This is a genomic window from Altibacter lentus (assembly GCF_000746845.1).
In the GTDB taxonomy this organism is placed as follows: domain Bacteria; phylum Bacteroidota; class Bacteroidia; order Flavobacteriales; family Flavobacteriaceae; genus Altibacter; species Altibacter lentus.
Genome location: NZ_KN050846.1, coordinates 1,074,458 through 1,091,484 on the forward strand (window position 1 = coordinate 1,074,458; position 17,027 = coordinate 1,091,484).

Sequence of the window (17,027 nt, forward strand, 5' to 3'; positions counted from 1 at the left end):
AGCCGCTTTAAAAAAGCGGCTTTTTTAATGGTATACATCGTTATTTCTTCGGAATGTTCTTTAAGGTTTCCAGAACAAATTCCCAGAATTTTTGCGTGGAAGAAATACTGGCACGCTCATCCGGGGAGTGAGCTCCTTTTATGGTCGGGCCAAATGAGATCATATCCATATCCGGATAATGCTGACCAAGAATGCCGCATTCCAACCCGGCATGACAAGCAGCAACGTGAGCTTTCTCACCATTCAGTTTTGTATACAGTTCGTCCATAACTTTTAAAATAGGACTGTCCATATTAGGTGCCCAGCCTGGATAGGAACCGGAAAATTTCACATCACAACCTGCCAACTCGAACGTAGCTTTTAATGTATTGGCTAAATCATTTTTCGAAGAAGCTACAGAGGAGCGCGTTAAACATTCAATTTTAATTCTACCATCTGCAACAGTGATCTTCGCAATATTGTTCGAGGTTTCTACCAGATCTTCAATCGCCGGACTCATTCGGTACACACCATTATGTGCGGCATAAACAGCGTTTAGCAGTTCTTCTTGATGGGTTTTGTCCATTACCTTTTCTGCTGAAGATGAAGCTGCTTCTATAGTGATCTTCAAACCGGGCTCCAGCTCTTTATATTCTGAAAGTATTGCCTCTTTTTGAGCGTTAAAGGCCGATCTGAAATCTTTTTCCTTTTCCGAAGCAACCACGACCCATGCTTCACTTTCTCGGGGAATGGCATTACGCAAACTACCCCCATGGATAGCATGAATATGAAGGTATTCCCGGGTGGCGTATAGCAAACGGTTCATTAATTTGTTTGCATTGCCAAGTCCCTTATGAATATCCATACCACTATGCCCGCCCTGTAATCCTTTTACGGCAACAACCCAGGTTTCGGATGCTGAAGGACCAACCAGCTCATCATACGTTCGGGTGGCAGTCACATCGACGCCGCCGGCACACCCTACTCCTATTTCGTCATCCTCTTCAGTATCGAGATTTAGAAGAATATCCCCTTGCAACAATCCGCCTTTCAATCCCATGGCACCGGTCATTCCCGTTTCCTCATCGATAGTGAACAATGCCTCCAGTGCCGGGTGTGCTATATTGTCACTTTCAAGAATAGCCATGATGGTAGCGACACCCAAACCGTTATCGGCTCCCAGAGTAGTTCCTTTGGCCCGAACCCAATCTCCGTCTACATACATATCAATACCTTGGGTGTCGAAATCGAATTGTGTATCATTGTTCTTTTGATGCACCATATCTAAATGTGACTGCATCACCACTGCTTGGCGATCTTCCATACCGGGCGTGGCAGGCTTTCGAATGATCACATTCCCCACTTCATCTTCCACAGTTTCCAGCTTCAATCGCTTTCCGAAGTCTTTCATAAAGGCGATCACGCGTTCTTCTTTTTTAGAAGGACGAGGTACCGCATTCAGATCGGCAAAATTCTTCCAAACGGCTTTTGGTTCCAGATTTTTTATTGCTTCGTTCATAGTATTTTTAAAATTTAGCACAAAGTTACAAGCTTTTATTACTTTTATGAAAGATTCTAAAAACAGAATAGTATTGCCGAGTTTTCAGCAAGTCGAAAATATAACATTCACAAATACATAAGGACCACAATTGCAGGTTCCGTTTTACGTTCAGGCAGACTACAGGGAATACGACATATCACAACTTACACCCGGCATTTATTTTTTATGTCTTAAACATCACGGAACATTCATTACAAAAAAGATACTCATTGAATAATTCGTTTAGAGGAAGATTCTCGCTCCGAAATCCCAAACTCATTTTAGCCTTGGCATTTCCACTTCAAATTGTCTTTTTACAGATCTTGAGGCATTATCCCCGGTTTGTGGAGACGTATTACAGTCAGGGTATCTACCCTATCCTATCAAAAATTCCCAGATATCTCTTCGGGTGGATTCCTTTTTCCATTGGAGACGTATTTTATATCCTATTAATAGTCCTGGCCATACGGTGGATCTACAAGAATTACCATAGATTATGGCGTGAACCTGTATGGTTCTTTGTAGATATAACAGCGACTCTGTCCATCATCTATTTTGTCTTTAATATAGTCTGGGGGTTAAATTATTACCGACTTCCGCTACACACCACCTTAGAGCTCAACAGTGATTACACCACCGAGCAGCTTATACAAACTACAGAGCGGCTCATTGCAAAATCCAATGAATTGCACCGCGAACTGGGTTATGCCGATACTGTTAAAATCGAGCTGCCGTATACCCAAAAAGAGATGTTCGAAAAATCGATAAATGGCTACAAACGACTGGAAAAAGAATTTCCTAATCTTGCTTATTCTCCAAAGAGTATCAAAAAAAGTGGCTGGAGCTTGGGACTCACCTATATGGGTTACAGTGGTTATTATAATCCTTTTTCGGGAGAGGCACAAGTTAACAACCTCATAAAGACCTATAAGTTTCCCGTGGTGAGTTGCCACGAAGAGGCCCACCAAATAGGTTATGCGCGCGAAAATGAAGCAAATTTCATCGCTACTTTGGCCACCCTGCACAATGAAGATCCCTATATTCAATATGCCGGTTATATCTTTGCGCTACGCTACTGCATAAACGAGATCGCAAGAAGGGATATCGATGCCTACGATACCATTTTGCTCACTGTAAATCCGGGTATTCTAGAAAGTTATAAAGAAATGCGGGAGTTCTGGGCGAGCTACCAAAATCCCTTCGAGACCTTCTCGAAAAGCTTCTGGGATCAATTTTTAAAAGCCAATAACCAATCGCAGGGAATTATGAGCTATAGTTATATGGTGGCTCTGGTCGTGAATTATTTTGAAGACAAACCCTTTTAATGTTAAAAATCTTAAGAAGATGTTAAAAGCCCGACCGAAGTCCTTCGTAATTTAGTTGAGCTTCCTATATTTAAAACCTTTTAAAAATACAATCCTTCAAATGAAAAAACTCTCATGTATTCTACTACTTTTCTTCTTTACCTCACTGCTTACAGCTCAGGTCTATTTTCCTGAAAACGATGGTCTTAAAGAAAAGAACAACAACTACACGGCGTTTACCAATGCAACCGTGTACGTAACGCCCACAGAGGTAATTAAAAACGGAACTTTATTGATTCAAAATGGTAAGGTGGTCGCTGTCGGTCGGTCGGTTACGATCCCAAAGAACTCGGTGATTGTGGATCTGGACGGCAAACACGTCTATCCCTCCTTTATAGATCCATATACCAGTTTCGGAATAGAAAAACCAAAAAGAGCCGAAGGGAACGGCCGTTCTCCACAATACGAAGCAAGCAGGGAAGGCTATTACTGGAATGACCACGTTATGCCCGAGAGCGCAGCGATCTCTAAATTCAAGTACGACAGTAAAGATGCCGACGAGTTTCGAAAGGCAGGATTTGGTGTCGTGAATACTCATATCATGGACGGTATTGCCCGTGGAACCGGAGTTCTGGTTGCGCTTAACGATACTCAGGGGGATGCCAATCGCATCCTGGAAGATGCCTCAGGGAATTTCTTTTCCTTCGAAAAAAGTGTTACCAGCCGGCAATCCTACCCCGGCTCACTCATGGGATCCATGGCACTGTTACGACAAATGTATTACGATGCCGATTGGTATTCTAAGGGCAATGCACCTACAAAGGATCGCTCTTTGGAGGCCTTGATCGAAAACAAGAACCTTGTTTCTATCTTCGAAGCAGGGAGTAAGGATAATAACCTGCGTGCCGATAAAATAGGCGACCTCTTCAACGTCAACTACGTAATTGTGGGTGGCGGTGATGAATATGAGCTTATAGAGGATATTAAAGCTACCAATTCTAAATATATAATTCCGGTGAACTTCCCCGATGCTTTCGACGTTAGCAACCCGTATCTGGCCAATTATATTTCTTTGGAAGACATGCGCGCCTGGAACCAGGAGCCCATGAACCCGAAAGTACTTTCAGACAATGGCATTGTGTATGCACTTACCACACACGAACTTAAAAAACCTTCAGAATTTAACGAAAAATTGAACAAGGCCTTCGAGTATGGACTTGATAAGACCAAAGCGCTGGAGGCGCTTACCACCATTCCTGCGTCGCTCTTAGGACAAAGTGATAAGGTAGGATCCTTGCAGGTAGGACGCTATGCTAATTTCCTGATTACGTCAGGACCCATCTTCGATAAAGAAACCACGCTCTACGAGAACTGGGTGCAGGGACAGAAAAACGTGATCAATGATATGGATCAAAAGGACATTCGTGGAACTTATAGTGTAGCTGCAAACGGAAAGAACTTTACGTTGGTGATCTCGGGAGAACCTTCAAAACTGAAATCTGAAGTAAAACTAGGTGAAACGACCTACCCTTCAAAACTGGACTACTCGGGTAATTGGGTTACCCTTTCATTTACCGACGAAAGTACAAATGAGACCTATATGACCTCTTCTTTGATCACTTCGGAAGGAACCGCTTTTTCGGGCAAGCTAATCCTTCCCAATGGAAATGAAACCACCTTTACAGCTGTTAGAACCGGCGATGCTTCCGAAGCAAAAGAAAAAGAAAAGAAAGAAAACACTAAAGATAAAGCTCCGGAGATCGTCCCGGTCACGTATCCTAATGTAGGCTACGGGTTTGAGACGAAGCCGCGTCCACAAGACATGTTATTCAAAAATGCAACCGTGTGGACCGGTGAAGCCGAAGGAGTGCTGGAAAATACAGATGTTCTGGTGAAAAATGGTAAGATCGTTAAAATTGGTAAAAATCTGTCTGCGGGAGGTGCCATGGTGATCGATGCCAGCGGAAAACACCTAACAGCCGGGGTGATCGATGAGCATTCCCATATTGCTGCATTGGCAATTAACGAAGGAGGACATAATTCGTCGGCAGAAGTCACCATCGAGGACGTTGTCGATCCGGAGGATATCGATATCTATCGTAACCTTGCCGGAGGCGTGACTTCCATACAGATACTTCATGGTTCAGCCAATCCTATAGGCGGTCGCTCTGCCATCATTAAACTGAAATGGGGTGAGAGTGCCGATGACCTGATCTACGATAACAGTCCGAAATTTATAAAATTTGCCTTAGGGGAGAACGTAAAACAATCCAACTGGCAAAGTTTTGAGCGATTTCCACAAACCCGTATGGGTGTGGAACAGCTGTTCGTGAACTATTTCAATAGAGCAAAAGAATACGATGCAAAAAAGAAAAGCGGGCAACCCTTTCGGTACGACGAGGAAATGGAGGTCATTGCAGAGATTTTAAACGGAGAACGGTTTATTAGCTCACACTCGTACGTTCAAAGTGAGATCAATATGCTCATGAAAGTTGCCGAACGATTTGGGTTCCGGGTGAATACCTTTACGCACATTTTAGAAGGCTATAAGGTAGCCGACAAGATGAAGGAACACGGTGTGGGTGGCTCTACGTTTAGTGATTGGTGGGCGTATAAGTTTGAAGTAAATGATGCCATCCCCTACAACGCTGCTATCATGAGCAACCAAGGAGTTACTGTAGCTATCAACAGTGATGACGCCGAGATGTCCCGAAGGTTGAACCAAGAGGCAGCAAAGACGGTGAAGTATGGTGGAATGAGCGAAGAAGAAGCCTGGAAGATGGTCACGCTTAACCCTGCTAAATTGCTCCATTTGGATGACCGTGTGGGAAGTATCAAAGAAGGAAAGGACGCCGATCTTGTATTGTGGACAGACCACCCTTTATCGGTCTATGCCAAAGCTGAAAAGACCATCATAGAAGGAACAGTCTATTTCGATATAGAGCGGGACAAAGCAAAACGCCAATCGATCGCCGAAGAGCGCAACAAATTGATAAAGATGATGCTTACCGAAAAAGAAGGTGGTGGCAAGACACGACCGCCCCAACGAAAAGAAAATATCCAATTTGAATGTGAAACCCTAAACTAAACGAACATGAAGACATTACAAAAAATAGGCCTGCTAATGGCATTGAGTATAGGGACGATCGCAACGGCACAACAAACCCCTGCTCCTGCTCAAAAAGAGACGATCACGATTACCGGAGCTACCGCACATCTTGGCAATGGAACTGTTATGGAGAACAGTGTGATCACATTCGAAAATGGTAAGATCACTATGGTTGGCGGACCCAGCAGTCCATTAAAAGGAACCGTCATTAACGCTCAGGGAAAACACCTTTATCCCGGTTTCATCGCTCCTGCAAAATCCTTGGGATTGGTAGAGGTGGATGCGGTTCGTGCCACGGACGACCAAGACGAATTAGGAGATTATATTCCTAACATTCGAAGCATAATCGCATATAACGCCGAAAGCAAAGTGGTGGAAAGTATGCGCCCTAACGGCGTATTGCTCGGACAGATCGCCCCTCAGGGAGGAATGATCTCCGGGACGTCTTCGGTGGTGCAGTTTGATGCCTGGAACTGGGAAGATGCTGCAGTAAAAGTAGATGATGGCGTACACCTTAACTGGCCCAACAGTTTTCGGCGGGGACGCTGGTGGATGGGTGAAGGCCGTGGTTGGAGCCCTAATAAAGAATACCAAGAAGATATCAATAAACTAAAAGTATTCATAGCGAACGCAAAGGCCTATGGTAAGACCGATGCTTCCTATGAAAATGAAGGCTTTAAGAACATGCAGGGTCTGTTCGACGGAACTCAGAAACTGTATGTCTATGCCAATGGAGAGAAAGAAATGATCGATGCCGTCTCCACTGCGAAGGAGAGCGGTATTCAACATGTGGTAATCGTTGGCGGCTATCAAGCAGACAAGATCATTCCCTTTCTAAAACAGAACGATGTGGCCGTCCTGGTGCGTCACACTCATTCTTTACCCTTTATGGAAGATGACGATTACGATTTCCCGTACAAATTACCAAAGCTGCTGGTCGATGGCGGTCTGTTGGTAGCGATACAGAATTCGGATGCGGCGAACTTTCAAACCAGAAACCTACCGTTTTACGCCGGACAACTGGTGGGACAAGGCATGGACAAAGAGACCGCTTTGCAATTGATCACTTCTAATACAGCCAAGATATTGGGAATAGATGATGCCTACGGAATGCTGGCACCCGGGAAAAGTGCCACTTTCTTTATTTCTGAAGGAGATGCATTGGATATGAGAACTAATAAGCTTACCCATGCATTCATCGATGGAAGGCAGATCTCTTTAGAAACGCATCAAACCGAACTATGGAAACGCTACACAGAAAAGTATTCCAGACAATAAGTTTGGTATGCAACATTAAAAAGCAGCTAGGTGAGCTGCTTTTTTTTATTACTGGGCTACAATTACAGCTTTATCCGGTTTTTCAAACACCGAAGCTTCCAGGTTTGTTTCGGTAAGGGTGACCTTATCGAACGTAATATCACTACGCTCATCGGTGGGTTTACCGTTTTCAACATTGTACCATGTTAGTTTTTTTGGCAATACAATACCATTTACGGTCTGCCAGTCATCGTATTTTATAAAGTGCCAGTCATCGCTTTTCTCACCTTCACCATACGTGACGGTATACGCCAGCCATGTCATTTTATAAGTTTCCGGATGATAGTACAGAATATATTCGTCGTCCGGAGAATCTCCTACGCCTGCTTCATAGCCTATCTTGAGTGTACCGTAACTCACACCATCTAAGGTAGTGGGTTCCATCTGTGTGTATTCAATACCCTCATCCCCAAGTACGAAGGGCATGGCATAAAAATAGAACATAAGATTGTGATAAAAACGAGCATTGCCCTTGTAAGCATCGTCTTTATTTTCAAGGAGCCAAACATCGTTCCCATCGTACCCAATGGTCCAGGCTTTGGTCTCCACCTTCACATATCGGTTATTTAATGAAATGGTATGTGTTTCTGTACCGCTTGCACCTTCCATTTCAAAACAAAGGTTGTTCATTTGCTGCCAGCGATCGAAGCCGCCGTGTGCTTCAAAAACAGCGGCAAGAACTTGAGGGTGGTTTGTGGTATCCCCGACAGTTTCTTCCATAGGGGTTGTTTCAGAAACAGGAGTTTCCTTTTCTGTGTTCTTACATGCTGTAAAAACCAGAAGACTTGTAACTAACAGATTGATCGTTCGCATGGTTAAAATTTTTTCGGTTGCATTATAAAATTAAGAAATCCTACTGCTTGGTCGCTTCAACTTCAGAAACCTTTAACAAATAAGTGTTTTTTCAGAAAACCCTTAAAAAAAACAGGGAAAATCCTCTATTAAAAAGGATCTAATGCCTTGAATATCAATTGAGATCCTACCTTACTTTTACTAAATATTAAAATGTGCAACTAACATCCCCAACTGCGCTATCGAATCTTTAAAATAACATACTAACTTAAAAATTTTAATTATGGCTGTTGAACATGAAGGTTTAGTCACCATCCACGACACGAACAAAGTACCAACTATTTCACTCGATGGCAATACTGCCGAAGTGATTATTGGAACTACAGGAGCGAACGGGAACCTTATAATAAAGGATACCTCCGGAAATACAATTTGTACCATTCAATCAAGCAACGGCACATTTATCATTGGCGGCCCCGATCAAGCCGGAACCATTAACATTGCTAACACAGCTAATGAAGAGACAATAAAGTTCTCGGGAAGTAGTGCCAATTGCTATGTAGGACGGAGCGGTACGGCAGGACGTATGTATTTTAGGAATACAGACGGCGTCAACTCGGTTTACATCGACGGTGCCAACGGAAACATTAGTTTAGGATCTGAGGGACACGACGGCGATGTGACTCTTTATGCCTCCGACGGGACCAACACAGTTCACATCAACGGTGATCATGGAAATATGAGACTGGGAGGAGAGGGACATGACGGGGACATCTTCCTGAAGAATTCAAATAATGTGCAAACCATTCATTTAGACGGGGACAACGGAAATCTCTCTCTGGGAGCGCAAGGACACGACGGGGATATCACCCTCTATGCGTCAGACGGAACCAATACTGTGCATATTAACGGTGATCACGGAAATATGCGGCTGGGAGGACAGGGACATGACGGCGATATAACCCTTCAAAATTCGAAAAGCGTACAGACCATTCACTTGGACGGGGATAACGGTAATATTTCTTTAGGCGCAGCCGGAAGTGATGGAGATCTCACCCTCTTTGCTTCGGACGGCGTCAATACCATTCACCTTAACGGTGACCACGGGAACCTGCGTTTGGGGGGACGAGGACACGACGGAGATATTAGTCTTAAGAATGCAGGCGATGTAGAAACCATACAGTTAAATGGCGAGGAAGGTAATATCACCCTTGGGGCAAACGGTCGTGATGGAGATATCTTTATGAAATCATCAGACGGGGTGCAAACCATTCATTTAAACGGAGAACACGGCAATATTGAACTAGGAGCCAATGGCCATGACGGTGATCTGCTCATCAATAATTCCAATGGAGAGCGAACTATTGAGCTTAACGGGGACACAGGCGATATCATTTTGAAGAATGCTGATTTTGCTGAAGATTTCGATGTACTACCCGCTTCGGGCGTCGATCCGGGATCGGTGGTGGTCATTGACAAAAAAGGGAAGCTGAAACCTTGTACAGTGGGATATGACACTACTGTGGTTGGTGTGATTAGCGGTGCCGGTAATTATCAACCCGGAATGATACTAGACCGTCACCCCGAACGTGAGAACAGGTCCCCTGTGGCAATGTTGGGTAAAGTGTCCTGTAAGGTAGATGCCGATTATTTTCCTATTGAAGTAGGCGATATGTTAACAACATCGCTCACGAAAGGACATGCCATGAAAGCAGAAGATAATGCCAAGCCGGGAACTATAATTGGCAAAGCCTTGACGCCTCTCGCAAACGGAAGAGGTTATGTAGATATACTTGTAAACCTTCAATAATAGAATTATGGCATCGATAAGAGCATTGGCAAACTGCGCCGGCATTGACACTACCGGGAACTTTTCTGTCTTGGGGGACTTCTTCGGATTTAGACGTTCGCGGGTACCGGCAGACGAAGGCTTAACAGGAACTACAACATCTTCTGTTTCTTTACTGCAATTGGCAAACGACCTGGATGATGATTTTGTAAATTTGAATATCGTTAAAATTGGGGCAGATCAATTTGTAGTGGATACCAATCCGGCTACAAGCCTCCCCTCCAACGATCATTTTCACCTTATTGATTACTGTATCTATCGTATACGTAACATTTACCGCCAACGTGGCGTGGGCGTTGGAAGAATCCTACACTTCTCTGTCGATACTGCCGACGCACAAGGACATGAGAATTGTACCACCAAGGGAGAGATGGAAGACATCACAGACACGTGGACAGTGAATAATGATGGCATCGACACCTTTGTCCCTATTATTTTGAACGTTCCAAGCGGCACGGGTGTTATCTTAGGAAGGTCTGCGGTCAATGGCCCGTGCGAAGACAAAGACGACAAAGGCATGAATGGTTCGGTGTTCGGGCTGTGGGGTCCCGAACAGGCCTCAAGAACGTTCGCTCATGAAGTTGGCCATTACCTAAAACTTAAACACAAGAACAGCACCAATAATAACTTGATGCAACAAAGCGGCAGCGTCCCGGGCGGGAACATGCGTACCTCGGTTAACCTAACAAATAGTCAAGGAAATGATATGAAGAGTCATTGTTTAATGAATTCGGGTTGTTAATAAAAAACCATAAGATCATGTATAGTAACGATATAGGAAAAATAAGTAGTCGGACGACTAAGACCAAGTTGATAGCGTTAAGTCGGTCGAAGGAAATTGCACCCGAAACACGCATCAATGCGCTCAATTTGCTGAGCCGCAAAAAAGACGTGGACCCAACGGACCTGCTTACAACAGTGTTAAAAGACAAGAAAGAACCGGCTGTTATTAAAAGCAACACCGTATTGCGATTGGGAGGTAAACTAAAAAAGATCGCTACCCTAGAGAACTTCTTAGGCAAGGTAGATCCATCTGTTTCCAGAAGTATCCTTCATATTTTGGCATATAAAGGCGATACAAGCAGTTATAAGAAAATCGATACGTTCCTAAAAGAACAGAAAGCAGACAAGTTAATTGCCGAAAAGGCCAAATTTGCCAAGACGATGATAAGCTATCGCCTGGGTGATAATAAAGTCGTACTACCTCCTTCCGAAGCAGAAAAAATGGAAAGTTTTCGTGGAATGAAGTCCCAGGATATCGAAAAACAAAGCCTTTCGGTAGTGAAAGCCACCAAGATATTAAATGAGCTTCAGGACGAACATGTCGCAATACCCTTATCCCCTGCCAAGGCAAAGAAATTGGTTTGCCAGGGGAAAGATCTCAGTTTATTGTTCAATGAAAAGATCATTGAAAATACGTACGATTACGACACCAACGGTATTATAGCCGAGATCACTGAGGACGATTATTGTCCCGGAGGTCATTTTATACGCTACCACATACTCGTGAGTAAGGATACGGATGCTACTTCTTATAACATCCATATTATCAACACCAACGGCCGACTCATGATGGAAGGGGTAGGTACCAAAAAGGGTGATACGTTTGCTTTTGAGGTCAAGGCATTAAAAAGACCGGGTAGCACGCCCCTACTTTTTAAAGCGAACTTCAATACCAAAAAAACCGAACTGGACGTGAAAGAAGCCAGATCCGGACTAGGGATCCGTAAATCATCACAGATCGTTCTAAAACCCGACAGTAAGGAGTAAGCGAAAATTCAGTTAAATCTTAATGAGCTTTTTGACGACTGTTTGTTCTTCGGAAGAAATTGTTAAGTAGTATATGTTCTCGGGTAATGTCGAAACGTCAATACGACTTTGTCCTTTCTGTACCGAAACAGTTTCAGAGAATACGTTCTCTCCCAATACATTATAAAGCACCACATGAATAGACGAAACCATTTGGTTAAATGAAATAGTGACCGTTTCTGAAGCCGGGTTAGGAAAAATACTGCAATTACTCAAACTAATGTCCAAAACACCCAAAACCCCATCGGTTTCGATAGTAAAACTGTATACCTCAAAATCACATTGATCTTCCAGCGGCGCCATACGCACAAATATCGTTTGAGGGTTCGCCGTATTTTGAAAATTTTCGGGGTCTGTAATACGATTCTCATCTGCAATTGCATCCGCTTCAGCCTGGTAGTATTTAAACTGGAACCTGAATGGATCTTGGGAACCTAACGCTTGTGACTCATTGATGGTAAGATCGAAAACAGCACTGCCATCGTTATCTCCTTCATTTAAAAAAATAGCATCAGGAACCGCTGCTACTACAGGAATTAATGGAACGATAAGGTCCAGAGTTGTGACATCCCAACCTTGTCCTGCCGTACTTTGAAGTCGAACGAAAACCACTTGTGGATTGGCAATATTGGTTAACGCCATAGGATTGGGATACGGATTAGTACCACTTAGCGCATCTCCGGAAGTTGGATGATAGCTCACCACCACGTTGCTCTGTCCATTAATAATTTGCCCCTCTCGAATGGTAAGATCGAATACTTCGGTCTCGTCACCCGGATTGTTTACATCACATAAAATGATCGGGTCCGGAACACCCGCTGTGACCTGAGCCATGGTATACTGACAACTAAAAACAACAAGCGTGAGGAGTAACCATCTTTTCATAATCAAAAATTTTTTCGAAAGATAATAATATTTAAATAGTAAACCTCTTTCTATCTTTGCATCATGGAAAAAACAATCTCCAGTCTGCAAAATCCGTTGGTGAAACAGATCCTTCAGCTTTCCGAGAAGTCACGTGAACGCAAGAAGACCGGCCTTTTTGTTATCGAAGGTCAAAGAGAAATTCATCTGGCGATAAAAGGAGGTTATTTTCTGAAGACCGTTTTGTTCTGTTCCGATATCGTTTCCGAAGAAGACCTCTACGTGATCAAGGAAATGTCCAACAGTAAGGCCGAATTTATCGAGATCACGATAGATGTATACCAGAAACTGGCGTATCGCTCCTCTACTGAAGGCATTCTGGCCATTGCTGAAGCACGATCTCTATCTTTGGAGCGTCTTTCATTTACATCAAAACATCCCTTGATTCTCGTTGCGGAAGCGACCGAAAAACCCGGAAATATTGGGGCGTTGCTTCGTACAGCCGATGCAGCACGTTTGGATGCGGTGATTATCGCCAATCCCAGAACCGACATTTACAATCCTAATATTATTAGAAGTAGTGTGGGCTGCCTGTTCACCAATCCGGTGGCTACCGGAAGTACTACAGAGATCCTGCAATTTTTAAAGGATAAGAATATACGCGTATACTGCGCTGCGCTTCAGGCATCCAAACCTTACCATAGCTGCGATTTTACACAAGCAGCTGCCCTGGTCGTAGGAACCGAGTCCGATGGTCTCTCCCGTGAGTGGCTGGCAAACAGCGACCAAAATATTATCATTCCAATGGAAGGCGAAATAGATTCGATGAATGTATCGGTAGCTGCAGGAATCCTTATCTTTGAGGCCAAACGACAACGCAACTTTTTAAAATGACGAGTGTGGTTGGTTAATTGAAGCAACAGCTTTTAAAAATATGACACCGGAGGTAGTATTTTACATCATCATTGGAATTTTAACGTTAAGTTTCATCTTTGACAAAATTCTTGATCATTTAAACGCACGGCATTTTAACGATCCCATTCCGGAAGAACTGGAAGATGTGTACGATCAAGCAACCTACCGGAAATCTCAGAAATATAAAAAAGAGAAATATCGCTTCGGGCTTCTTACCAGCACCTTCACACTATTGATCACGATTGCTTTTTTCTTTCTGGACGGTTTTGCCTGGGTAGATGCATGGGCACGCTCCTATAGTGAAAACAGTATTGTGATCGCTCTTATTTTCTTCGGAAGTATTCTTCTTGCAGGTGATCTTTTAAGTCTTCCTTTTAGCTACTATAACACCTTTGTCATAGAAGCGAAGTACGGCTTCAACACAACCACCCTTAAAACCTTTATCCTCGATAAACTGAAGGGCTGGGCAATGCTTGCCATACTGGGAGGAATTCTGCTAGCAGCTATTATATGGTTCTATGAAACGACGGGGCCTAATTTTTGGATATATGCCTGGGCGATCGTAACTGTGGTGACCATCCTCATGAACCTGTTATATGCACGTCTCATTGTACCTGTTTTCAACAAGCAAACGCCCTTAGAACCGGGGATGCTCCGCACCAAGATCGAGGCTTACGCGCAAACGGTAGGCTTTCAACTGGATAAGATCTTTGTTATTGACGGCAGCAAGCGAAGTACAAAGGCCAATGCCTATTTTTCAGGCTTCGGAAGAGAAAAAAGAGTAACATTATACGACACCTTGCTGAAAGATCTTGAGGAAGAAGAGATCGTAGCCGTGCTCGCACATGAAGTAGGGCATTACAAGCGGAATCATATTATTGTCAATTTGATTATTTCGATTGTCACTACAGGGTTTACATTTTGGTTGCTTTCATTGTTCGTTGACAGTGTATTACTTTCTGAAGCATTGGGTGTCGCTACACCGTCCTTTCATATAGGGTTGATCGCTTTTGGAGTACTCTACTCCCCTATTTCCGAAGTAATAGGCCTTTTGCTTAATTACATCTCCCGAAAATTCGAGTTTCAAGCCGACAATTTTGCTAAAGCGACGTATAATGCTCAACCACTTATTTCGGGCCTAAAGAAGTTATCTCGCAACAACCTTAGCAACTTAACGCCGCATCCTGCGTATGTTTTTGCTCACTATTCCCACCCACCTCTCTTACAGCGTTTCCGGAATTTGAAACGCAAGTAACTGTTTAAATCCTTTGCAGAAGGGCATTATTGAGGCATAACTTTTGTTGTTTGTTCCATTGGTAAATTGTACTTTAGAGGTATGACAGAAGAGGTGATAGAAGCAGAAAAGAAGGAACTCGCCAAACAATACAAAGAGTTATTAAAGATCAGTTATCGTACGCTTTCAGCCGAAGATAAAAAGTTGATCCGGTCGGCTTTTGATGTTGCCGTAGATGCACATAAGGACCAGCGAAGAAAATCGGGAGAAGCGTATATCTTCCACCCCATTGCTGTAGCGAAAATTGTAGCTTCAGAAATAGGGCTGGATGCCACTTCTATTGTCGCAGCGCTGCTTCATGACGTCGTGGAAGATACTTCGTACACCCTGGCCGATATCGAACAAATGTTTGGAGAGACGGTGGCGCGCATTGTCGACGGACTTACTAAGATCTCGAACATGCCGTATGACAAGGATGTATCGCTTCAGGCAGAGAATTTCAGAAAAATGCTACTTACCCTAAACGAAGATATAAGGGTGATCATCATTAAGATAGCCGATAGACTTCACAACATGCAGACCATGGAGTCGATGCCGGCAGAGAAGCAGGCAAAGATCGCTTCGGAAACACTCTACATCTACGCTCCTATGGCCCATCGTATAGGACTTTACAATATCAAGACCGAACTCGAGGACCTAGGTCTTAAATACACCGAGCCGGAAGTGTACGAAGACATCCACAGTAAGATCCGGGAAAGCAAAGAAAAGCAAGACGAGTATATAGATACCTTTTCTCAGATCCTAAAGGATTCCCTGGATGCAGAAAATCTTGATTACACCATCAAGGGGCGTCCCAAATCCATCTTTTCCATTCGCAGGAAGATGATGTCTCAAAATGTGAGCTTTGACGAGGTTTACGATAAATTTGCGGTGAGGATCATCTATAAAAGTGACACCATAGAAGCTGAAAAATTTCTGGCATGGAAGATCTATTCTATTGTCACAGATCATTTTAGACCCAACCCCAGCAGGCTGCGCGATTGGATCTCTTCTCCAAAATCTACCGGTTACGAGGCCCTCCATATAACGGTAATGGGTCCCAAAGGTCGGTGGGTAGAGGTACAAATTCGCAGTGAACGTATGAATGAGATCGCCGAAAAAGGATATGCGGCACATTACAAGTACAAGAATAAGGAGAAAGAGGACGGCGGACTTGACGATTGGTTGAACAAATTACAGGATACCCTAGAAAATGCCGAGATCAATGCCGTCGATTTTGTAGAAGAATTTAAATTAAACCTCTATGCTAAAGAGATCTTCGCCTTCTCGCCCAAAGGAGACCTTTATTCTTTGCCAAAAGGGTCGACCGCTCTGGATTTTGCTTTCCACATTCATACCGAGGTAGGACTTCATACACGAGGTGCTAAGGTAAATGGAAAATTAGTTCCCTTAAGCCATGAATTGAAGAGTGGCGATCAAGTGGATATCATGACCTCCGAAAAAGCCAAACCAACCATAAACTGGCTGGATTACGCAACCACCGGACGTGCCCGTTCCAAGATAAAATCTTCCTTAAAAGAAGAGCAAAAACAAATTGCCGAAGAAGGCAAGGCAGTATTGGCCCGTAAGCTCAAGTCGCTCAAGATAACACTCGACGAAAAGACCATTAACCAACTCGTTATATATTTTAAAGTTAAGACCAGTCTGGATTTGTTCTATCGCGTAGGAGCCGGTATTATAGACAATCAAAAACTAAAGGATTTTGCTGCTTCAAGAAGTAACGCTTTTGTAAGTTTCTTTAAGAACCGTATTCGTAAACCCGGAAATCTCGAGGAGATAAACAGAGATGAGATCACCGAGAAATTCGATCAGCTGGTGTTTGGAAAAGAGGAAGAAAAATTGGATTACAAGATGTCCAATTGCTGCAACCCTATTCCCGGAGACGACGTGTTTGGCTTCGTGACCGTAAATGAAGGCATAAAAGTCCATAAGAAGAATTGTCCAAATGCAGTGCAGCTTCGAAGCAATTACAGCTATCGCATCATGCCGGCCAAGTGGATCGATTCCACACAGCGTGAGTTCAAAGCCGAACTTTCCATCACTGGGATTGATACAATAGGTTTGGTGAACGAAGTAACTAAAGTTATCTCCAACAACCTCCACATCAATATGAAAAGTGTTCACTTCGACAGTAATGACGGAGTTTTTACCGGTAAGATCGTGGTCATAGTGAAGAACAAAACTATTCTTGAGAACCTGGTGGCCAACATTAAAAAAATAAACGGAATTGATAAAGTTACACGCTCATAATTGAG

The 17,027-nt window shown here is 43.5% G+C and carries 12 protein-coding genes; 9 read left to right on the forward strand and 3 right to left on the reverse strand.

The genetic code is table 11. The annotated features are described in order from the left end of the window. Positions 1-40: 40 nt before the first annotated feature. A complete protein-coding gene (locus JS40_RS05195; RefSeq protein ID WP_034258906.1) occupies positions 41-1,498 on the reverse strand; it encodes an aminoacyl-histidine dipeptidase in 1,458 nt (485 codons plus the stop codon). A gap of 251 nt (positions 1,499-1,749) precedes the next feature. Here JS40_RS05195 and JS40_RS05200 point away from each other — a divergent pair, with 251 nt between their 5' ends. From JS40_RS05200 to JS40_RS05210, 3 genes are all read left to right on the forward strand, one after another. Next, a complete protein-coding gene (locus tag JS40_RS05200; protein ID WP_233273940.1) occupies positions 1,750-2,844 on the forward strand; it encodes a DUF3810 domain-containing protein in 1,095 nt (364 codons plus the stop codon). Between the two features lie 100 nt (positions 2,845-2,944). Then, complete coding sequence (locus JS40_RS05205; protein WP_034258908.1) at positions 2,945-5,911, forward strand: amidohydrolase family protein; 2,967 nt, start codon at positions 2,945-2,947, stop codon at positions 5,909-5,911. Between the two features lie 6 nt (positions 5,912-5,917). Continuing rightward, positions 5,918-7,210 (forward strand): amidohydrolase family protein, encoded by a 1,293-nt coding sequence (locus tag JS40_RS05210; RefSeq protein ID WP_034258909.1) that lies wholly within the window; start codon positions 5,918-5,920, stop codon positions 7,208-7,210. Between the two features lie 48 nt (positions 7,211-7,258). On the opposite strand, the gene JS40_RS05215 is transcribed toward JS40_RS05210, so the two are convergent. Further along, complete coding sequence (locus JS40_RS05215) at positions 7,259-8,062, reverse strand: DUF6503 family protein (protein ID WP_034258911.1); 804 nt, start codon at positions 8,060-8,062, stop codon at positions 7,259-7,261. Between the two features lie 262 nt (positions 8,063-8,324). Here JS40_RS05215 and JS40_RS14770 point away from each other — a divergent pair, with 262 nt between their 5' ends. From JS40_RS14770 to JS40_RS05230, 3 genes are read left to right on the forward strand one after another with little or no spacing between them, the layout of a single operon-like run. Then, a complete protein-coding gene (locus tag JS40_RS14770) occupies positions 8,325-9,851 on the forward strand; it encodes a hypothetical protein (RefSeq protein WP_051957501.1) in 1,527 nt (508 codons plus the stop codon). Between the two features lie 7 nt (positions 9,852-9,858). Next, a complete protein-coding gene (locus JS40_RS05225) occupies positions 9,859-10,632 on the forward strand; it encodes a hypothetical protein (protein ID WP_034258913.1) in 774 nt (257 codons plus the stop codon). A gap of 17 nt (positions 10,633-10,649) precedes the next feature. Further along, a complete protein-coding gene (locus JS40_RS05230; RefSeq protein ID WP_034258915.1) occupies positions 10,650-11,660 on the forward strand; it encodes a hypothetical protein in 1,011 nt (336 codons plus the stop codon). Between the two features lie 12 nt (positions 11,661-11,672). Here the strand turns inward: JS40_RS05230 and JS40_RS05235 are convergent, their stop codons facing one another. Further along, complete coding sequence (locus JS40_RS05235; RefSeq protein WP_084677441.1) at positions 11,673-12,584, reverse strand: T9SS type A sorting domain-containing protein; 912 nt, start codon at positions 12,582-12,584, stop codon at positions 11,673-11,675. A gap of 63 nt (positions 12,585-12,647) precedes the next feature. Here JS40_RS05235 and JS40_RS05240 point away from each other — a divergent pair, with 63 nt between their 5' ends. From JS40_RS05240 to JS40_RS05250, 3 genes are all read left to right on the forward strand, one after another. Next, a complete protein-coding gene (locus JS40_RS05240) occupies positions 12,648-13,457 on the forward strand; it encodes a TrmH family RNA methyltransferase (RefSeq protein ID WP_034258918.1) in 810 nt (269 codons plus the stop codon). Between the two features lie 40 nt (positions 13,458-13,497). Further along, positions 13,498-14,733 (forward strand): M48 family metallopeptidase, encoded by a 1,236-nt coding sequence (locus JS40_RS05245; protein WP_034258919.1) that lies wholly within the window; start codon positions 13,498-13,500, stop codon positions 14,731-14,733. Between the two features lie 81 nt (positions 14,734-14,814). Continuing rightward, the gene (locus tag JS40_RS05250) at positions 14,815-17,022 is read left to right on the forward strand and encodes a RelA/SpoT family protein (RefSeq protein ID WP_034258921.1); all 2,208 of its coding nucleotides are present in this window, start codon (positions 14,815-14,817) and stop codon (positions 17,020-17,022) included. Positions 17,023-17,027 lie beyond the last annotated feature (5 nt).

Bases quoted from the DNA above. Each gene is read 5' to 3' on its own strand.
- JS40_RS05195 (WP_034258906.1), bottom strand. From the start codon at position 1,498: ATGAACGAAGCAATAAAAAATCTGGAACCAAAAGCCGTTTGGAAGAAT.
- JS40_RS05205 (WP_034258908.1), top strand. From the start codon at position 2,945: ATGAAAAAACTCTCATGTATTCTACTACTTTTCTTCTTTACCTCACTG.
- JS40_RS05210 (WP_034258909.1), top strand. From the start codon at position 5,918: ATGAAGACATTACAAAAAATAGGCCTGCTAATGGCATTGAGTATAGGG.
- JS40_RS05215 (WP_034258911.1), bottom strand. From the start codon at position 8,062: ATGCGAACGATCAATCTGTTAGTTACAAGTCTTCTGGTTTTTACAGCA.
- JS40_RS14770 (WP_051957501.1), top strand. From the start codon at position 8,325: ATGGCTGTTGAACATGAAGGTTTAGTCACCATCCACGACACGAACAAA.
- JS40_RS05225 (WP_034258913.1), top strand. From the start codon at position 9,859: ATGGCATCGATAAGAGCATTGGCAAACTGCGCCGGCATTGACACTACC.
- JS40_RS05230 (WP_034258915.1), top strand. From the start codon at position 10,650: ATGTATAGTAACGATATAGGAAAAATAAGTAGTCGGACGACTAAGACC.
- JS40_RS05235 (WP_084677441.1), bottom strand. From the start codon at position 12,584: ATGAAAAGATGGTTACTCCTCACGCTTGTTGTTTTTAGTTGTCAGTAT.
- JS40_RS05240 (WP_034258918.1), top strand. From the start codon at position 12,648: ATGGAAAAAACAATCTCCAGTCTGCAAAATCCGTTGGTGAAACAGATC.
- JS40_RS05245 (WP_034258919.1), top strand. From the start codon at position 13,498: ATGACACCGGAGGTAGTATTTTACATCATCATTGGAATTTTAACGTTA.
- JS40_RS05250 (WP_034258921.1), top strand. From the start codon at position 14,815: ATGACAGAAGAGGTGATAGAAGCAGAAAAGAAGGAACTCGCCAAACAA.